This window comes from Arcicella gelida (genome assembly GCF_034931025.1).
Classification (GTDB): Bacteria; Bacteroidota; Bacteroidia; order Cytophagales; family Spirosomataceae; genus Arcicella; species Arcicella gelida.
In genome coordinates this window covers 32,052-50,785 of sequence record NZ_JAYGIL010000032.1, presented here as the reverse complement: position 1 = coordinate 50,785, position 18,734 = coordinate 32,052, and the positions used below count along the sequence as shown (strand labels likewise).

The following is an 18,734-nucleotide window of genomic DNA, read 5'->3' as shown; positions in this document are numbered from 1 at the left end:
TTGAAATAATAATAACTTCGAAAGTAATTCTAAAATATTATTTGGAATTCACTAATCTTCGCTTTAGTCGAAATACTCGACAAGTCGGCAAATAACGACATTATTTCCTTTTTTTCTTCGGTAAATACAATTATTTATACTAAAAATTTAAAAGCTAGCAACTCACAGATAAAACTACTTCTTCGTTTCTGTAAAACTAAAAGAAGCCAGAAAGGCAATTACAGCAGCAACCGCAGCGACATAAAATGGCATGGTCATACCGTATTTATCTGCCAAAACTCCTGCAATTACTGGGGCTAAAACACCCCCAACAAATTCGCCTGAGCCAGCGATAAAACCAATTCCTTTTCCTGTTGAATTAATTGGTAAAGTTTCAGAAGGTATTGCCGAAAACACTACAGGAACAGCCCCAAACATAGAATAAGTAAAAAACATCGCAGGAAGTTGAAAAGACGAATTTTGTAAAAGAATAATAGACAATGGATAAAAAATGCCTATCAAACAGAAAATTATTACTAAAGGTTTTCTACCAAATTTATCCGATAAAGTAGGAACGATAATTCCTGAAAAAAGGGAAGATAAACCCATTAAACCTAATATTTTCCCGACTTCTCCTTCTGGTAAACCTTGTACTTCTACGATAAATTTTGGCAAAAAAGCTACGCAACAATTCATCCATACCATTAAACAGCAACTCAATAAAACGGCTACTTTGATATTTTTGAATTGCATGATTTCTCCGAAAGACAAACCTTGGTCTTCTTCCGTATGACTACTTTCTGTGGTACTGTTTTTAACGAATTTCCAATTGATAAATGCTAAAATCAAACCGGGGATTCCGACAATAAAAAAAGTAGAACGCCAACCTAAGTTTTCAGCCAAAGCCACCAAAAGTATTGGGGCAATCAGAAAACCAAAGAGTGTTGAGCCAAAACTTTGGAGAAAACCCATGTTAAAACCTAAGCGACCTTTTGAGGATTCTTTAGCGATAAACGACTGGATTAAAGGCAAAGTTGGTCCTTCTGAAAGTCCCATCAGCAAGCGAGTAATTAATAAAATACCAAAAGAAGCCGCCAAGCCAGAGCTAATAGAACACAGTGAAAATACTACGACAGACAGTACGAAAACGATTTTTTTCTTATTATTTGCCTCTGACCAAGCCGTTAGGAAATAACCCGAAAAAGCCCAAGTAAAGGATAATCCAGAAACCAGCAATCCAATTTGCGTATTGTTCAAAGAAAGGTCTTTGATGATAAAAGGCGAAAGATAAGCCACCGCCATTCTATCCATAAAAACTAAACCAAAAGTAACGCTCATCAGCGCAAGTAATTTGTTTTCGTATGTTAGTAGTTTGTTCATTGTCAATACTTGTTAATGGAGAAATGAAAATACTTTCAGCATTTGGCTTAATGCTGAAAGTATTTTTTAGAATTTAAAACTTATAACTCAACGTTAAGAAATACGAGCGTGGCATAATTGGCAAAGTAGCATATACCGCCTGAGGGTTAGCTTCCAACATCTGTTTGGTGAATCCTTGCGTATCTAATGCTGCTGGAAACCCGCCCGGAGCAGCCCAGCCCATAATGCCATAAGTATTAAAAATGTTATTGACAGATACATTTGCCTGAATGTTTTTTGTGAGTTTATACGAAGTATTCAAATCAAAAGCATTGAATGATGGTAATTGGAAGGCATTCCCAACATTTGCCCAACGCTTACCCATATATTGCCAGTTGATTGAAGCCGTAAATTTATCGTCACTATAAGTTGGCGTAACCGTAAACATATTGGCAATATTGTCGTTATTATTTCCATCAAATGTTACTTTTTCATCATCTGCAGGGCCATTATTTTTTGCTAAATACACCGTAAATTCTTTTGCAATAGATGATTGTAACGTAGCTACTGCACGAACGCTAAAGTGCTTATTGAACACATAAGTACCTTCTAATTCTAAGCCTTTAGTTTCAATTTTTTGGTATGCACGTGGTGGTGCATAATAAGTAACATCAGGATTTTGGAAAATCTGGAAGTTCGGAATATTACTTGCTAAAGTATAAAATGGCGTTACGAATAAATTAAAGTTTTTTCCTCTGTATTTCATCCCTAACTCCGCCATTTTAATATCCTGTGCCTCAATAGAGATATTTGACGTCAGTTGCTGATTAGCAATATCCATGAAGTAACTTAAATCAGGCGATTTTCTTCCTTGTGAGAAGCGTCCGTAAAATGCTAATTCATCATTTACTTTGTAATTAAGACCTGTTGAATATGAAATAACATCCTTGAAATCTAATTTCTTTTCAAAATTTTGTTCGGCATTATTTGTCCACAGACGATTATCATAAAGTGTTGAGGCATTGCCATCTGCACCCGTCGGACTGTCAGGAGTAATACGACGAGGCGTTGTAAACTTAGACGTTATTTTAAAACTTTCCATGCGTACTCCCCAATCCAAATTTAGCTTGTCATTAATTTCCCAGTTATGCCCTAAGAAAAACGCTGTTTGATTAATCGTTGCTTCATTGTTGTAAAAACCACTTGCACCAATATTAGCAATACCATTGGGTGTTGTTAAATCAAATTTTTGCCCTGCCAAATTGGTGTAGCGAATCGCCACCGATTTAGGTTTATCTTCAACCGTTGCAAAACTCTGAGCCGTAGGTGTTACCGCAATTCTATTTGCTTTTGATGAAGAATAATAAAGCCCACCCGTGAAACTCATATTTTTAAGTTTCTTTGTAAGCGTTGCTTGATTAATTATATCATTCAGCGTTACTTCATTGTAAGGATTTGGATTATAAAAAAGTGCATTTGGGAGAACATCGCTACCAGGCAAAGTCAAATTGTTAGCAATTAACCTAATTCCACCACCCGCTGGTGGTAATTGTTGAACTGTTCCATAACTTTTTCCAGAAGTTGGGTCGTAAAATTCATAGGTTCCAAATCTTGCCACATTACCACTTACTCCATAAAAAGTAAGCTGATCTACTCTGAAAGGAAATACCACCGCTGTGGTCATTGAAATGTTTTCTTTATTAGAAACCTTGAAGTTATTATTAAATGTCCAACCTTCTCCAAAAGTTTGCTCCCAATTGAAGCCAAAGGCTGTTTCTTTATAATCGCCAACTTTACGAGTATCATAATTAATATCTTTTGTCCCTCCTGTGATAGATTTTGGCACAAAAAACTGCTGAGACTGCACCAAGGTTGAACTGGTATTTGTAAAACTTCCAGCAGGACGTGGGTTCTGAAAATCAACTGTTGGGGTAAATTCAAATGGAGCCGTGTTATCGTTTAAAACTTTTGCAAATATTTTAATTGAGCCTGATTTATAGTTTTTTACAATATTTGCCTTTACCTGTCCCCCATAACTTAAAGTATAACCTGGATATTTTGGGCCATCGGCATTACGATAAAAACCACCGATATTATACGTTAAAGTTTTATCTTTTGATAGAGGACCTCCAAGATTGAAATCGGTACGATAATATGGGTTTTTCCCATTTCCTTCCAAACCTACTCTTGCTCTAACTTCCCCTTCAAATTTGGTACCCCCAGTTTTTGAAACATAGTTGAAAATTCCACCCGGTGCATTGGGACCTAAAATAGATGCTGTACCACCTCTTACTGATTCAATTCGTTTAATCGTTGCATCTGCTCTTAAATAACCATCAGGCTGAACAAGCCCAGAAATTCCAACAACTGGTAATCCATCTTCTTGCATTGAAACATAAAAGAAACCACCATTATAATTTAAACCTCTGGTATAAATGGCATTTCCTACTTCTCCTCTTGAAGTATTGACATATACACCTGGAAGATTTTTCAATAAATCTGCCGAACTATTTGGCACCATTGCTTCGATTTGCTTCGCACCTAAAGTAGAAATCGCCACGGAAGCTGTCATTTTAGTACGTTTATCGAACACACCTGTTACCACTACTTCTTCCAAATCTTCGGTGTCTTCTTCAAGCGAAACAATAAGGTTCGTCGTTTGCGGAACAGTAATCGACACTTCTTGATTTTTGTATCCGATAAATGATACGACTAAATTATACTTGCCATTCGCAAGGTTTGCAATTAAGAAAGCTCCGCTTTTGTCCGTTGAAGCACCTTTGTTTTGTCCTTTTACTAATACTGAAGCACCAGCCAAAGGGTTTCCTTTGATGTCTTTTACCTCGCCATTTACATTGTTGTTCTGTGCTATCACAGACAAACTAATAAATATCATTACACTGAATGACATTAGTTTTTTTATTAGGATTTGTATTCTCATAACTTCGTATATTGTTTTGTGATATTTCAATAAAAAACATTACAAAATTCATAATATAACAATCATTATGTGATTCAAAAACAACCTAATATCATTCAAAATCAATACATTTCTAAATATTGCTTGGGAGTTATGCCTGTTTGACTTTTGAAGAATCTAGAAAAATTGCTTGGAGTTTGGTCGAAAAGCTTTACTGCAATTTCCGAAATTTGCAGATTAGAGAACTTCAGGAGTGTTTTTGCCTCTAAAGTAAGCATTTCATTCAATAAATCTTGTGCTGTGCGATTTGTACTATTTTTCACACACTTATTTAGGTAGTTTGGGCTTATATTCAAAATTTGGGCATAATCAGTCACGTTCTGTTTTTGATAAATATGCTGAGATAAGGCATTTTTAAATTGTTCTGTTATCTGAAAATAGGCATTTTTTGTCTTTTTCTTCTCCGCTGGTAGCTCTTTTTTTATCTCTTCAAAAAGCACAAAAAGGTAAGTCGCCACCAAATTCAAATTAATTTCTTCTTCATCTTCATACAAATTAAGTAAGCGTTCTAAAATCTGCTCAATATAAATCCTCCCTTTTTCACTGATAGAAATAACAGGGCTAGATTGAAGTTGAAAAAAATGAAAAGTATCGTTGAGGTAATTTTTGGGTAAAAAAGGGAATAGCTTTTCGTCAAAATGCAAGAAGAATCCTTCCACATCCTGCGACATCGCCTCGTGTTCTGTAATTTGAAAAGCAGGCAAGAAAAATAATTGCGATTCGTGAAAATTGTATTTGTTCAACCCTTTACTTCTTCTGGAAGTCCCTTTTTTTAAATAAATAATGTCGTGAACCGTTTTTCGGTGTGGTGGTAATGGAAATGAAAATTTATGAATAAAATCTTCAATACGATTTACATGATAATGCTTGTGCTTGGTTTGCGAAATGGTGGGTTGCCATTTAATGGTCTTGTAATGAAAATCATTTAAATCTTCAGGTCGAAGAACAGGTATTTTTTCTTGTCTATCCATTGAATGTTCCAACTGTTTACGATTGTATTTCCTACAAACGGGTATCAATGATATAAAATTATCTATAATTTTTGAGATTATTTATATAGACAAGAATGAGTTTTGGATGATGAGTAATGCTTCAGCCAAGAAAACCCCTACCGATTCAACAACCTAAATTGTTCGGGTGTTTGATGAACATCTTTTTTGAAAACTCTAATAAAATATGAACAATCTTCATAACCAAGATGATAGGCGATTTCGCAAATCGACATACTTGAATGTAACAAAAGCCTTTTGGCTTCCAAGACGATGCGGTCACGAATCAATTCTCCAGCCGTTCTTCCCACAATTTTATTGCAAATGGCATTCAAATAATTAGCTGTAATATTCAATTGGTCAGCATAATCTTTCACCGATTTATAATTTCTATGTTGTTCTTCTATCAAATTTTCAAAATGCTTGATTTTAGAAATACTCGCTGTTGCGGTTTCGTCTCGATAATTTGGCTGATAAACCCGCACTGCCTGAATCAGAATTTGTTTTAAAATGGTTTTGATGTAAGCTTCATAATTTGATTTTTTTGCTGAATACTCCTGAATAATTTCCTCAAAAAGATTTACCATTACTTTTCCCTGAGCTTCATCAAAAATAACCATTGGCTCATCATTCGGACTGTTATTGAAAAAAGGTAACGCATTCAAAGCTAGACTTTTCTCATCTGTTTCATAAAATTCTTTCCTAAAGAAAAACGAATATCCTTCAATATCATCACTCAATTCCCATTCGTGTACTTGTCCTTCGTTCATCATAAAAAGCTGATTCGGGACTACTTCGTAATGCCTAAAATCAATGTCATGTGTTCCTGAGCCACTTTTTATATAAATCAAATTGTAGAAATCATGACGATGTGGAAAATCAGCAGGCGTTAAAGTCTTGGCATGAATCTCTAAACGCCTGATGTCCATAGTCATCAGAATATGTTTGTCGCAACAATTAAGTTGCTCGATGGTGATGATGGGAATTGGTTTTTTCATTTTTAGATTAAGCGTGGACTTAATGACTTCAGGACTAAATGATAAAGGATTTTTAGATATTAAACTTTGAAGTACTTTATTAAAATTCTTAAAGTCCTAAAGTCCAACATCCAAAAATCTCAAAAAAACTTAACTCGGTAATTTATCTTTGAAATATCCAAAAGTCCAAGTACCAGCGATAGCACTTGCTAAAGTAATGGTAACAACGATAAATCCATTTCCGATTTGAGCAAACAGTGGTCCAGGACAAGCACCCGTCATTGCCCAACCTAAGCCAAAGATTAAACCACCATAGATTTGTCCTTTGTTGAATACTTTATCATGAAAAACAATTTTTTCGCCTGAAATGGTTTTGATATTGAATTTCTTAATCAAAAAAACCGAAATCATTCCTACAACAACCGCCGTGCCAATTACTCCGTACATAAAAAACGATTGGAGGCGAAACATTTCTTGGATTCTAAACCATGAAATAATTTCAGCCTTTGTAAAGACAATTCCGAAAATTATCCCAATCAACATATATTTAAAATTTCCTGCTAAAGGTTCTTTCTTTTTTTGGTCGTTTGGTGCATCACACACAAATTCTTCATTAATCAAAGCTCCTGATTTTTGCATTTTCTTAGAACAGTTTAAAAATTAAAGGTAAAAGTAATTGGGTCATCAAAAATCCCCCAACCATGAAAGAAATCGTGGCAATTAATGATGGAAGTTGTAAAGTTGACAAGCCCATAATGGCATGACCAGACGTACAACCACCCGCATAACGAGTACCAAAACCTACCATAAAACCACCAATTACAAAAAAGAATAAGCCTTTTAGCGTGAAAATATTATCAACGCTGAATAAATCAGCAGGCATTAAATTTGTAAAATCAGTAATGCCTAAAGCTTTCAAATCAGTAATTGTACTTTCGCTGATGACGATTGTATTTGGATTTGACAAAAACTGATTAGCAATAAATCCGCCTATCAATACGCCCGCTACAAAGAAAAGATTCCAGATTTCCTTTTTCCATTCATATTTAAAAAATGGAATATCGGCAGGAAAACAAGCCGCACAAATATGACGAAGGGATGAAGAAATCCCGAATGATTTATTTCCAATAATCAGTAAAGTTGGCACCGTCAGTCCAATCAATACTCCTGCCACTGCCCAGTGCCAAGGTTGACGAATTAATTCTAGCATTATATCTTTATTTTAGATTAAGTATTCAGAAGTTTTTAATTAAACCTATAAGGATTTATATGATTGACTAATAATAAGAGCTTTGACCTCAAATCCTTATAGGTTTATATCCTCAATTAATTTATTCTTAGTACTTATTTTAATTTAGAAGGACAAACAAAATCTGTTTTTGGCACAGAAGTTTTAGCGATTTCAGCGAAGCCTCCAGCAACATCAACTACATTATCAAAACCACGAGCTTTTAAAATTGAACTTGCCATCATTGAACGATAACCGCCAGCACAGTGAATATAATTGGTTTCTGTTTTAGAGAATTCAGCCATGTTATCACTTAGTCCAGCCAAAGGAATGTTCATCGCTTCGTCAACGTGTTCTGCTGTATATTCTGTTTGCTTACGAACGTCTTTTACAACAAGTTTCCCTGCTGCTTCTTCAAATCTTTTAGCAAATTCTATTGCTGAAATTGATTCAATATTATCGGTTTCTTTTCCCGATTCAATCCAAGCTTTTATTCCACCAGCTAAATAGCCAATCACATTATCGTAACCTACACGTGATAAACGAGTGATTACTTCATCAATATTTTCTTCTTCTGCTACAAACAAAATCTCTTGTTCAATATCCGTAATTAAAGTACCAATCCAAGGTGCGAAATCGCCTTTAATACCAATATTAATAGAATTCGGAATGAAAGCATCTTTAAATACTTGTGCTGAACGAGTATCAATTACAATTGCTCCCGTTTCATTTGCCGCAGCTTCAAAAGCTTCTGGAGATAATGCCTGAACGTTGTTTACAATGTCATCAATACTCTTAATGCCCGTTTTATTCATCATCACATTTTTCGGGAAATAATATGGCGGTGGTAAAAGTCCATCAGTTACAGCGGCGATAAAATTATCTTTGGTTTGTTCTTTCAAAGCATAATTTGTCGCTTTCTGATTTCCCAAAGTATCAAAAGTTTCTTTACTCATGTTTTTGCCACAAGCCGAACCAGCTCCATGTGCAGGATAAATAATTAAATCATCTGATAAAGTCATGATTTTATCTCTGAGTGAATCGTACAAAAAGCCTGCTAAATCTTTTGTAGTGATACTTCCTAATTTTTGGGCTAAATCTGGACGACCAACATCTCCGATGAAAAGTGTATCGCCTGAAAATAAACAATGTTCATGACCATTTTCATCTACTAATAAGTAACAAGAAGATTCCATTGTATGACCAGGCGTATGAAGTACTTTAATACTTACTTTACCTACTTGGAATACTTGATTATCTTCTGCAACAATGCAATCAAAACTTGGATTGGCATTTGGTCCATAAACAATTTGAGCGCCTGTTTGACGAGATAAATCTAAATGTCCCGACACAAAATCTGCATGAAAATGGGTTTCAAAAATATATTTAATTTTTGCTCCATTTCTAGCAGCCTTGGCGATGTAAGGTTGTACTTCACGAAGTGGATCAATAATGGCAACTTCTCCTTCTGATTGAATATAATAAGCACCTTGTGCTAAACATCCTGTATAAATTTGTTCTACGATCATTTTAAGATAAAAATTAATGAAATGTTTTTATGATTTAGTCTATTGATTTTAAATAAATATTTACAATTTTTTCTTCAAAATAAGGATTGAAACGATGCCATAAAATACAATTGGCAACCATAAAATATTGATTGAACTATAGAAAAAGGCTGTAATTCCTCCAACAATAAATCCTGTGATATTCAACATTTTAACAGCAAATGCTTTTAAAAAATCCTTTTTGAAATCCTTGGTAAAACCTCCAAAAAAATACTTGGCAATATCCAATCCAGAAGCCATCACAACGCCTGTAATTTGCGAAGCCCTTACCTGATTTTCACTATGATTCGCCCCAAAAGCATTTTGCGTACTCGACACTAAAAAGAGTAACCAAACAATCAAATGTTGCGACCAAACAGCATAAATTAGAATAATGAGATTCAAGAAAATTGGTAATGCTTTTACATAAGCTTTGTTAGTGCTTTTACCATAATAAAAACAAGAAGAAGCCCAAAATGAACCAAGCCAATACATGAAAATATAAGAACAAGTAAGGAGTATATCATTCAACGTTAGCATTCCGCTTGATACAATACTTGAACTATAATGTCCTGTAACGTTTGTTACGACTAAGCCTAAAAGAATAATTCCTAAAATATTGATGATGCCCGAAACAAAAGAAAAGGAAAAAGAAGAAATATATGTTTTTCGAGTAATCATCAAAGTATAAATTTAAAAATTAATATATGTTGTTTTTATCATGTATTTGAATAAAAAAAGACTACATATTGCAGTCACAGTTTTCTATACAAGCCAAAAGCTTGGTAATTTCCTTCTCTTTTAATTCATAATACACATTCAAACCATCTTTCTGAGATTTCAAAATACCTCTTAACTTCATGTTGATTAAATGATGTGAAACCAAAGATTGCTCGCAATCAAGTATTTTACAAATATCATTTACGCCCATTTGCTCTTCTTGACTCAACAAATCAATAATCGCCAAACGAATAGGATGTGCAACCGTTTTCAGGATGTATGCAGCTTTTTCCATTTTCTGTTTACTTACCTGAAATCTCTCTTTGGGGCTATTTTCTAATACTTCCATTTTCTTGTGATTAATTACAATACAAATATATGATAATATTTTCATATAGTGCAAGAGAAAATTTAATCGAAGCTTAAAAATTGCCAATAATCAGTAAAAAGTACTGTATATAAACTAATTTGTCCGACAAAAAACGAGTAAAATCCAATGGGCTTACTCTAGTTCTGCACAGAGTAAGCCCATTTTGGATAATTCAGACATTATTAATTCCGAAATATTCGATGTAATCTAAACTAAATTTCTTTACTCTTCTGAATTTCCTTCAAAATCGTATGGTCAATGTAAAAAGTACCAAAAGGTAAAATGCTGGCTAATAATACTTTCCAAGTTGTTTTTGTAAATTTCCAGTTTTCTTCAACGCTAACACTCAAAGCATTCAGAATAAAAAGGATGAATAATGCCCCGTGAATTGGTCCTAATATTTTTGTCCCTGCCGGACTATCCATATAATATTTCATCGGTGTAGCGATAAAAAGTAATAAGATAAATGATACTCCTTCTAAAAAAGCAATGATGCGTAAACGCCCAATATTGGTTGATAATAATTTTTTCATCTTAAAAATGTCTAAATAAAACGCTGTGTGGATGAATGCTACATTTTCACTTTACTCCTTTTAACTAAATCAAATTTATCTCCTTTTCTCAAAAAGTAAAGTTTCATAGCATCCTTGCGTTGTTGAGCATCAAAAATCAAGACTTGACTTTCACCCAAAACTTCGGCTGTTTTATTGTTTTGGACATAAACAGCCGTATTTTCATCAATGCCAATACCTAATAATGTTGGATATTGAAGGATTAAACCCATCAAACGATTTTCTCTTTGACGTTTAATAAAATGTTGATCTACAATCACGTTGGTAAGTAAACCCAAACCTTTTTTGGTTTCTACTTGTGTGCCATCAATAACATCAAGTTTTCCATTACCTGTAATCATTTTTTCAGACATAATTGCTGTTCCAGCACTTGTTCCTGCAAAAACAACATTATTATGATACCTTTCGTGCAGTGCTTTAAAGAGCGTTTCATCTTCCAACACTTTCATGATTCTTACTTGGTCGCCACCCGTAAAGAAAACACCTTTGGCTGATTTTAGTTGATTTAAAAGTACTGCTTTTGATTCAGGAGTCAGCGGAGAAAAAGGTGCGGAAACAACTTTTATGGGCGAGAGTGCCGCAATATCTTTTTGGATAGATTCAAAACCGACTTGCTGTTCGGCACTTGCCCAAGTAATAATTAGGATTTCTCCTTGTTCTTTGCCACTTAGTTCAATCAGTTTATTGAGTGCATCCGCTGGACGTTTTCCGCCTCCAATAACGATTAAATGTTCTTGAGCATAAGTAAAACTAGTACAAAATAAGACAATGGATAAGATTTTCTGAAACATAAATTGTAAGAATTATTTGTTGAAGAATTTTCTTACAATATCGTAAATCTAAACTGGAAAAAATAATGCTAAGACATTCTGTTTTAGTTTTCTTGAGTTTATTGGGGTTTGTTTTGAAAGATGTAGGAAGGAATCATCACACAATGTTTTACTCCTCCAAATTGGAGAAAGAAAACACTGTATAATAAATACTTAGCAGAAAGCTGTTTTTTTAGTTTTATAGTAAGCGTTAATTGTATATTGGCGAGGAAGCGATTACTTTATCGAACACTCAGAATTGACAAAACTACTTGACTTTGATAACGACTTTACCTCTTGAACGACCAGTTTCAACGTAAGACAAGGCTTCGTTAGTTTGTACAAATGGAAATACTTTATCAATGACAGGCTTAATTATATCTGCTTCAATCAGTTTTGTGATTTCACCTAATTGTTTGCCTTCTGCTCTCATAAACAAGAACACAAAGTTTGTATTAAGCTTCTGTGCTTTTTTCTTAGCACTTAAACTAATCAATTTTGTAACTAATTTTAAATACCAAGGTAAACCAATCTGCGTTGCAAATTCAGGTGTCGGAGGGCCGACTAACGAAATAAGTTGTCCACCTTCTTTTAAAATACGTAATGATTTTTCAAGTATTTTTGTATCTCTATTACTGTGTAACACCAAATCATAATCTTTTAATTTGGTTTCAAAATCTTCAGTTTTATAATCAATTATAAGGTCAGCACCAAGACTTTTTACCAAATCAATATTTTTTGTACTTGTAGTTGTAGCAACAAAAGCCCCTAAATGTTTGGCTAACTGAATAGCAAATGTACCAACACCGCCCGAACCAGCTTGAATAAAAACTTTTTGTCCTTTTTTAATATTTCCTATTTCAACAAGAGCTTGCCAAGCAGTTAAACCAATCAACGGAATTGAGCCTGCTTCTTCCATTGAAAGATTTTTTGGTTTTAAAGCCACATCATTTTCATCAATAGAAATGAATTCGGCAAAAGTACCAACTCGATAATCTGATGGACGAGAATATACTTCATCGCCAATTTTGAACCTACTTTAGTAACAACACCAGCCACATCGTGTCCATTTACAAACGGTGGCTTGTATGGTAAAAATAATTTAAAATCACCATTTCTAATGAGCGAATCCAACAAATTAACCCCTGCTGAATGGACTTGCACCAAAACATCATTTTCTTTTACAATTGGTTCTGCCCAATCCGTTAAATGCAACTTTTCATCTTTGCCGTAGCGTTTTACTATGAATGCTTTCATCTGATTTATTTAGCTATTTGTAATTTATTTTATTTCTTTTCCATCTTTCACAAATGTGATGGTTTCAAAAATTTTGTACGCATGAACTGCTGAACAAAAAGTAGCAATTCTTTCTGATAGTTTTTTTACTTCATCGCTACTAAAGAAATTTTCCATTTCACTTTTATTAGTAAATCCAAGCATAATAGAAGCCTGAAACTGTACGCTCTTATCATTATCATGTGCCACATTTGGTGTATTCCATTGTTTCTGTTTCCAAGAGTTATAAGCTTTACTTCTTAGTTCTCGTAAAACACCCGTGTTGGCAAGGGTTGGTGTAAGTTCATCCATAATAAATTTCTTGAAATCGCTTTCCTTTACCCCCTCTTTTATTCTAAAAAACACCATAGCTCTTGCTTCAATTTTTGGGTTAGGCGAGGCTACATTATACCACTTTGATGTTTTCGGAAAAGCTACGTAAAGTATGGTGCGCTTAAATAAATTAACTTCATCAGCATAAGCAAGTTTGTTTTGCTTTTTACCCTTAAAAACTGAAAAGAAATTTTTTAAAGTAACATCAGCCACTCCATCAACTTTACGATCTTGAGGTATGCTGGTTTCCACACCTCGAATCAATGGCCACAAACCTGTATTGTTTTCAGCAAAATGTATTTGACGATATTCTAACAATCCTTTATTTGCAGAAATAATTTTTGCATGAGGTCCCTTCCACCTATCCATACCTGTCTGACGAGGCTTGTCGGTTCTCATCCACAATAAAATGGAAGATGAAAGGTGTTTTTCTGTCTCGACTGAGGTTACAACTTTGCTTGCTTTATCTTGAGCATAAGTACTTGCTATTCCTAAAATAAGAAGTAGCAATATTGAAATTTTTCTTTTCATTTTTCGTTATTTATTTAATTAAAAAATCAATGGCTTGTGGGATAAATTCTTCATGATATTGAAATATACCGCCATGTCCAGAATTGGGATAAATTTTTAATTGAGCATTTGGAAAACGCTTTGCCATATCATTCGATAATTGTGAAGGCACCATTCTGTCGGCATCGCCATTGGCTATAAATACTGGTAGATTGAAAACACTTAAATCCATAGGTTTTTCATTTCCCCAATCTTTAATGGCTTTCAACTGTTTCTTCAAAGCGTATAATTTTACTTTTTTATCACGATTTTCTTTTCTTTCTTTTAATCGATGTAAAAAATCTTTTGCAGCCGCTTTACCTATTTTATCTTGGTTGAAAAATAAATAAAACTTAGGGTCTCTGAATGTAAATAATCCTTTGAAAATATCCCCATACGTTTTACCAACAACATCAGATATTCCTGCACCACCTCTTGGACCTGTTCCTGCCAATATTACCTTACGAACCAATTGCGGTTCCAATAAAAGTATTTCTTGTGTAATAAAGCCACCCATTGAGAATGCCACAATATCTACTTGCTTGTAACCCAAGGCGTGAATAAAAGCGATGCCATCTTTAGCCATATCAGCTATACTTTCTCCTTGTTTACCAGTTGTGGCACCAATACCCCTGTAGTCAAAAGAAATAATTTGACGGTGAGCTGCAATGGCATCCATAATCCTTGGGTCGCAATTATCAAGGTTTGCAGTTAAGTGATTGAAATAAATAACGGGAATGTCACCCTTTTTGCCGTAAGAGCGGTAGGCGAACTTAATACCGTTTGCCTCTACAAACTGTGTTGGAACAGTTGCATAAGTATAGTTCGCATTTGTAGCGTTACTATTTTGAGCATTTGTTGTAGCCATTTTCAAAATCATTAAAATTGATAAAAGAAATATATTTTTCATTTTTAGTTTTTATTTAATTGTTTAAGAACATTTTTTTCCAACATTCCATAAGCAAAATGCTGTAAATTAATTAAGACAGAAGTGCCTTTACCCACAATATTTCTAAATTGTGGTTTATCTTCTTGAACTACTTTGAGCACTTTATCTGCAACTATTGCAGGGTCTTCTGCTTGTTCTACTAAGTCATCAGTGAATTTTTCAATCTTGCCTCTTAAAGAATTATAATCTTCAATTTTATTTAAGGTCGTTGATGAATTATCTAAAATACTGGTTTTAAAAGCAGCAGGTTCAATCATAGAAACACTAATATTAAACTCATTCAATTCATACCGTAATGATTTAAAATACCCTTCCAGTGCGTGTTTTGAAGCAGCATAATAAGCGGCATTTGGAAAAGACACAAGTCCTATAATTGAACCTACTGTAATTATTTGACCGAATTTTTGTTTTCTAAAATAAGGTAATATAGTATTAGTCACTTTGATAGTTCCCCAAAAATTTGTTTCCAATTGCTGTCTTCCTAACTCTATTGGCGTTTCTTCTGCAATACCTGATACTAAAAAACCTGCATTATTGATAAGAATATCCAACTGACCTATTTCCTTGAAAATTCTTTCTGGCAAAGTGTTTATTGATTGTTCTGAATCAAGGTCTAAAGCTATCATTTTGAAGGGAAACTTTGAAGCATACTTTTCAGGATTGCGACTTGTTCCGATTACTTTATATCCACTATTGTGGAGCTTATTTGCGATTAGAAGCCCAAAACCTGATGATGCTCCTGTTACTAAAATTGTTTTACTCATGATTACTTGATATAAAGATTTATTTGTAAATTTACTTTCAAATTGCAAGTGCAAATATACAAGCAACTTTTAAAATGCAAGTTAATTTTAAGATTATTTTATGGAAACAAGTAAAAAAAGATCGGAATGTCCATTGAGTTGTTCGCTTGATGTGTTTGGTGACAAGTGGTCGTTGCTTATCATTCGAGACTTAATGTTTTGGAACAAGTGTACCTATAACGATTTTTTAAAATCGGCAGAAGGGATTGCAACAAATATTTTAGCATCAAGGCTGAAAGGACTTGAAGAAAATGGTGTAATTGAAAAATCAGCACATCCTGATAGTAAAGCAAAAATTTTATATAGACTTACCCAAAAAGGAATTGATTTGTTACCTATTATTATGGAAGTTTACATTTGGGCAGAAAAATATTATGAAATACCGTCAGATATAAAAGCAACAATCAAAGAAGCCAAGAAAGATAAAGACAAATTTGTAAAACAGGTTACGGAAGTATTGAAAAGCAAAATAACTAAGACAAAAAGTAGTAGTGAATAAGGGATTTGGCAAAAAGTGAAGCATTATGGAATAATGCCAACTAGTTCAAGTTTTAAGCGAAGCGTCACTTGGACTTTTAAGTTGAAAATATTTATATAAATCCTTTTCAATCAATAGGGGTGGACTTAAGTCCACCCCTATTGATTGAAACCAGAAAATGTTTTGCTAATTGGTACAAGTCTTGAGCAAAACACCACTTGGACTTTTAAATGTTAAAACTATACATCAATAAGCTACTTCTTCATCAATCTAATACTATAAATTGCGCCAGTACTTTGCTTATTTTTTGCCACAAATTTGATATTGATAAGCTTTTTATTCAATTCAGCAGGTAATTCATAATCGACTTCAAAGGATTTTCTTGATTTTACTGCTTCAAACTGAACCGATTTAAATAACTGATTATCAATTAAAATATCAAAATCTCTTGCTCGGTTTTCATTGCCAAAAGTAATTCTGATTTTCTGAGCATTTTGCTCGTTATTTCTTAAATCATAACTTATCCAATCGGTAGTACTTCTCCAGAACGCACCAAGTTCTCCGCCTACATTCGATTGGTTCCCTTGAAAATGATGGTCGGCTTCGGGTTGTTGTTCGCCCAAAGCAATTTGGTCTATAGTTTGCTGTTCTAATGCCAATTTTACTTGTTCCTTCTCTTTCATTTCCTGAATTTTTCCAGCCAATTTCTCCTGATTCATCACAGGAAAATACATCATATAACGGGCATCGTGCAATTGGTAAAAAGGAATCAAAGTAAGCGATTGATATTTGGCTGGATAAAGTGCATCGCCCATTGAAAAGACTAATGGCTGCTTCTTAATTGGCTGAATTTTCGATAAATAATCGTTTGAATTACTTACCAAAATAGGAGCTTCGTCTAAAGGATATAATTTTCCAGAAGCCTCGTGTCCCATTCGGCTATCGTCTGCAAAAAGTCCTTTTAAGTCTGTTGTATCGGTTTTAGCAGCCAATACAATTGGTCCATGCACAAACGAAACCCAAGGCGAGCCGTCGGGAAGTGTTTCGGCTGTGGTTTCCATCGGGAAAGTAAGCGATACTTTATCGCCCGATTTCCAAGTTCTGTTAATCGCAATGAATGAACTTGGTTTTTCATTCACCGTAAATGTTTTTCCGTTTACTTTTACTTGAAAAGTCTTTTCTTTCACCCATTTCGGGTAGCGAACATAAAGCGTAAACGTTTGTGGTTTGTTCAGTTTTAACGTAATTTCTGAGTTTGAAGCATTCGGAAATTGTGTGTTTTGCGTCAGCGTCAAACCTTTTTCTTTCCAGTTCAAAGTAGAAGCCATAAATAAATTTACATACAAATCTTTGTCGGTATGTGCATAAATCATTTCGCCGTACTTGCCGTGATTCTCAATTCCCGAACCTACACAGCACCAAAAACCTTCTTGTGGCTGAGAATAAACTCGATAATGACGTGGACGAATCGGCGTAAAATAGACAAATCCGCCTTTTGTCGGATGTTGCGAAGACAAAATATGGTTGAAAAGCGTGCGTTCAAAAAAGTCGATATAATTAGCTTTGGGTTCTGACAAAAATAAAGATTTCGTCAATTTCAGCATATTGTAGGAATTGCAAGTTTCTGGCCCTTGATTCGATTCCAACATAGGCGTAAAATCATTGACAGGATTAAAATGTTCTCTGAAACTATTTCCGCCAAAAGAAACGCTACGTTTGGTACTAACATTTTCCCAGAAAAAGTTAGCCGCATTTGCCCAATCTTTGTTCTGTGTCAAATCAGCAATTTTCTGATAACCAATTACTTTAGGAATTTGCGTATTGGCGTGTAAACCCGTCAAAGCATCTTTTTGAGCCAACAATGGGTCAAGTATCGCACGGTGTGAAATTTTTTGAGCAATGGCTAAGTACTTTTTTTCGTGTGAAATTTCATAAAGATTTGCAAAGGCTTCGTTCATACCACCGTGTTCGGTTCTTAGCATTTTTTGAATTTGTTCATCATTCAAATTTTGAATGGTTACAGCAAACCAATCGGCTAATTTTACCAAAACGTTCAGTGCTTGTTTATTTCCAGCAACCACATAAGCATCTTGCAAACCCGCAAATAATTTATGAATATTGTACAAAGGCACCCAAGTATTGTTCAAACCGAAGCCACTTCCATCCAAATCTCCTTTGGCGATTCTACTCCAAAATACTTTTCCTTGCGGAATCCCACCGACATAACCATCGCCATTTTTTTGCTGGCATTTTGCCAATTCCGACACCATGTAATCTAGCCTTTTTTTCACTTCAACATTATCTGTAGAAGCATACATCAAAGCCAAAGCAGATAGATAATGTCCGCCGATGTGACCATCCAAACCAGAGTTTTCCCAGTTTCCGTAGCGTTCAGCTTTTAGTGGCAAACCTGCATCAATCAAGTAAGGAGCTAAAAGTTTATCAGGATTCAAAGCCAAAATGTACTTCAAATCAACCTGTTGGGCATTCAGAAATGGCCCAGCCTTTAAACGTACAGCTTGAAGCGGAAAGCTTTGAAGTTTAGTATTTCCTTCTTGAGCAAAGTCTTTTGGACAAGAGATAAAAAGCAATAAAAATGAAAGTGCTGTTCTTAAAAACATAAAATTTTGTTCTTGGATAACGTTTTGGAGAAAGTTAAATAGGCAATTTTAAAATGTGTTAATTTGACACAAATATAAGCATTCACCAGAAAAAGTCAACACTTATATATCATTATTCTATTTTTAATTATTACGAATAATATAAAAAACTGTTTGGGAAGTAAAACTATGACTTCCCAAACAGATAAGTAATAAG

General features: G+C 34.3%; 18 protein-coding genes. 1 reads left to right on the top strand and 17 read right to left on the bottom strand.

Annotation, left to right across the window (positions count from 1 at the left end; genetic code table 11):
• Window positions 1–174: 174 nt before the first annotated feature.
• The 16 genes from VB776_RS20055 to VB776_RS19980 all read right to left on the bottom strand — a co-directional run bounded on the left by VB776_RS20055 (window position 175) and on the right by VB776_RS19980 (window position 15,400).
• On the bottom strand, window positions 175–1,359 hold the full coding sequence (locus VB776_RS20055; protein ID WP_323698651.1) for an MFS transporter: 1,185 nt from the start codon (window positions 1,357–1,359) through the stop codon (window positions 175–177).
• A gap of 73 nt (window positions 1,360–1,432) precedes the next feature.
• Window positions 1,433–4,249: a TonB-dependent receptor gene (locus VB776_RS20050; protein ID WP_323698650.1), complete on the bottom strand. Its 2,817-nt coding sequence runs from the start codon at window positions 4,247–4,249 to the stop codon at window positions 1,433–1,435.
• A gap of 131 nt (window positions 4,250–4,380) precedes the next feature.
• A complete protein-coding gene (locus VB776_RS20045; RefSeq protein ID WP_323698649.1) occupies window positions 4,381–5,289 on the bottom strand; it encodes a helix-turn-helix domain-containing protein in 909 nt (302 codons plus the stop codon).
• A 137-nt stretch (window positions 5,290–5,426) separates the two neighbouring features.
• Window positions 5,427–6,305 (bottom strand): AraC family transcriptional regulator, encoded by an 879-nt coding sequence (locus VB776_RS20040; protein WP_323698648.1) that lies wholly within the window; start codon window positions 6,303–6,305, stop codon window positions 5,427–5,429.
• A gap of 129 nt (window positions 6,306–6,434) precedes the next feature.
• Window positions 6,435–6,923 (bottom strand): DUF6691 family protein, encoded by a 489-nt coding sequence (locus tag VB776_RS20035; RefSeq protein ID WP_323698647.1) that lies wholly within the window; start codon window positions 6,921–6,923, stop codon window positions 6,435–6,437.
• A 4-nt stretch (window positions 6,924–6,927) separates the two neighbouring features.
• On the bottom strand, window positions 6,928–7,494 hold the full coding sequence (locus VB776_RS20030; protein ID WP_323698646.1) for a YeeE/YedE family protein: 567 nt from the start codon (window positions 7,492–7,494) through the stop codon (window positions 6,928–6,930).
• A 134-nt stretch (window positions 7,495–7,628) separates the two neighbouring features.
• Window positions 7,629–9,041 carry an MBL fold metallo-hydrolase gene (locus tag VB776_RS20025; RefSeq protein ID WP_323698645.1) on the bottom strand — a complete coding sequence of 471 codons (1,413 nt, stop codon included), beginning with the start codon at window positions 9,039–9,041 and terminating at the stop codon, window positions 7,629–7,631.
• Between the two features lie 60 nt (window positions 9,042–9,101).
• Entirely contained in the window at window positions 9,102–9,740 is a 639-nt protein-coding gene (locus tag VB776_RS20020; protein ID WP_323698644.1) for a DUF1275 family protein, read from the bottom strand.
• 61 nt (window positions 9,741–9,801) lie between these two features.
• Complete coding sequence (locus tag VB776_RS20015) at window positions 9,802–10,128, bottom strand: ArsR/SmtB family transcription factor (protein ID WP_323698643.1); 327 nt, start codon at window positions 10,126–10,128, stop codon at window positions 9,802–9,804.
• Window positions 10,129–10,361: 233 nt separating this feature from the next.
• The gene (locus VB776_RS20010) at window positions 10,362–10,682 is read right to left on the bottom strand and encodes a DUF3817 domain-containing protein (protein ID WP_323698642.1); all 321 of its coding nucleotides are present in this window, start codon (window positions 10,680–10,682) and stop codon (window positions 10,362–10,364) included.
• A gap of 38 nt (window positions 10,683–10,720) precedes the next feature.
• On the bottom strand, window positions 10,721–11,512 hold the full coding sequence (locus VB776_RS20005; protein ID WP_323698641.1) for a cyanophycinase: 792 nt from the start codon (window positions 11,510–11,512) through the stop codon (window positions 10,721–10,723).
• Between the two features lie 286 nt (window positions 11,513–11,798).
• Complete coding sequence (locus VB776_RS20000; protein WP_323698640.1) at window positions 11,799–12,449, bottom strand: NADP-dependent oxidoreductase; 651 nt, start codon at window positions 12,447–12,449, stop codon at window positions 11,799–11,801.
• Window positions 12,450–12,466: 17 nt separating this feature from the next.
• Window positions 12,467–12,787, bottom strand: coding sequence for an alcohol dehydrogenase catalytic domain-containing protein (locus VB776_RS19995; protein ID WP_323698639.1), 321 nt, complete (start codon window positions 12,785–12,787; stop codon window positions 12,467–12,469).
• Window positions 12,788–12,811: 24 nt separating this feature from the next.
• Complete coding sequence (locus VB776_RS19990) at window positions 12,812–13,669, bottom strand: strictosidine synthase (RefSeq protein ID WP_323698638.1); 858 nt, start codon at window positions 13,667–13,669, stop codon at window positions 12,812–12,814.
• Between the two features lie 10 nt (window positions 13,670–13,679).
• Complete coding sequence (locus VB776_RS19985; protein WP_323698637.1) at window positions 13,680–14,597, bottom strand: alpha/beta fold hydrolase; 918 nt, start codon at window positions 14,595–14,597, stop codon at window positions 13,680–13,682.
• Window positions 14,598–14,599: 2 nt separating this feature from the next.
• Window positions 14,600–15,400: an SDR family NAD(P)-dependent oxidoreductase gene (locus VB776_RS19980; RefSeq protein ID WP_323698636.1), complete on the bottom strand. Its 801-nt coding sequence runs from the start codon at window positions 15,398–15,400 to the stop codon at window positions 14,600–14,602.
• 100 nt (window positions 15,401–15,500) lie between these two features.
• Between VB776_RS19980 and VB776_RS19975 the strand changes: the two genes are divergently transcribed.
• Window positions 15,501–15,938, top strand: a complete 438-nt coding sequence (locus tag VB776_RS19975; RefSeq protein ID WP_323698635.1) for a winged helix-turn-helix transcriptional regulator — start codon at window positions 15,501–15,503, stop codon at window positions 15,936–15,938.
• A gap of 233 nt (window positions 15,939–16,171) precedes the next feature.
• Here VB776_RS19975 and VB776_RS19970 read toward each other — a convergent pair whose 3' ends face one another.
• Window positions 16,172–18,538 (bottom strand): glycoside hydrolase family 127 protein, encoded by a 2,367-nt coding sequence (locus VB776_RS19970; RefSeq protein WP_323698634.1) that lies wholly within the window; start codon window positions 18,536–18,538, stop codon window positions 16,172–16,174.
• Window positions 18,539–18,734 lie beyond the last annotated feature (196 nt).

Excerpts from the sequence above, each read along its gene's own strand:
- VB776_RS20055 (WP_323698651.1), bottom strand. The coding sequence starts at position 1,359 with ATGAACAAACTACTAACATACGAAAACAAATTACTTGCGCTGATGAGC.
- VB776_RS20050 (WP_323698650.1), bottom strand. The coding sequence starts at position 4,249 with ATGTCATTCAGTGTAATGATATTTATTAGTTTGTCTGTGATAGCACAG.
- VB776_RS20045 (WP_323698649.1), bottom strand. The coding sequence starts at position 5,289 with ATGGATAGACAAGAAAAAATACCTGTTCTTCGACCTGAAGATTTAAAT.
- VB776_RS20040 (WP_323698648.1), bottom strand. The coding sequence starts at position 6,305 with ATGAAAAAACCAATTCCCATCATCACCATCGAGCAACTTAATTGTTGC.
- VB776_RS20035 (WP_323698647.1), bottom strand. The coding sequence starts at position 6,923 with ATGCAAAAATCAGGAGCTTTGATTAATGAAGAATTTGTGTGTGATGCA.
- VB776_RS20030 (WP_323698646.1), bottom strand. The coding sequence starts at position 7,494 with ATGCTAGAATTAATTCGTCAACCTTGGCACTGGGCAGTGGCAGGAGTA.
- VB776_RS20025 (WP_323698645.1), bottom strand. The coding sequence starts at position 9,041 with ATGATCGTAGAACAAATTTATACAGGATGTTTAGCACAAGGTGCTTAT.
- VB776_RS20020 (WP_323698644.1), bottom strand. The coding sequence starts at position 9,740 with ATGATTACTCGAAAAACATATATTTCTTCTTTTTCCTTTTCTTTTGTT.
- VB776_RS20015 (WP_323698643.1), bottom strand. The coding sequence starts at position 10,128 with ATGGAAGTATTAGAAAATAGCCCCAAAGAGAGATTTCAGGTAAGTAAA.
- VB776_RS20010 (WP_323698642.1), bottom strand. The coding sequence starts at position 10,682 with ATGAAAAAATTATTATCAACCAATATTGGGCGTTTACGCATCATTGCT.
- VB776_RS20005 (WP_323698641.1), bottom strand. The coding sequence starts at position 11,512 with ATGTTTCAGAAAATCTTATCCATTGTCTTATTTTGTACTAGTTTTACT.
- VB776_RS20000 (WP_323698640.1), bottom strand. The coding sequence starts at position 12,449 with ATGGAAGAAGCAGGCTCAATTCCGTTGATTGGTTTAACTGCTTGGCAA.
- VB776_RS19995 (WP_323698639.1), bottom strand. The coding sequence starts at position 12,787 with ATGAAAGCATTCATAGTAAAACGCTACGGCAAAGATGAAAAGTTGCAT.
- VB776_RS19990 (WP_323698638.1), bottom strand. The coding sequence starts at position 13,669 with ATGAAAAGAAAAATTTCAATATTGCTACTTCTTATTTTAGGAATAGCA.
- VB776_RS19985 (WP_323698637.1), bottom strand. The coding sequence starts at position 14,597 with ATGAAAAATATATTTCTTTTATCAATTTTAATGATTTTGAAAATGGCT.
- VB776_RS19980 (WP_323698636.1), bottom strand. The coding sequence starts at position 15,400 with ATGAGTAAAACAATTTTAGTAACAGGAGCATCATCAGGTTTTGGGCTT.
- VB776_RS19975 (WP_323698635.1), top strand. The coding sequence starts at position 15,501 with ATGGAAACAAGTAAAAAAAGATCGGAATGTCCATTGAGTTGTTCGCTT.
- VB776_RS19970 (WP_323698634.1), bottom strand. The coding sequence starts at position 18,538 with ATGTTTTTAAGAACAGCACTTTCATTTTTATTGCTTTTTATCTCTTGT.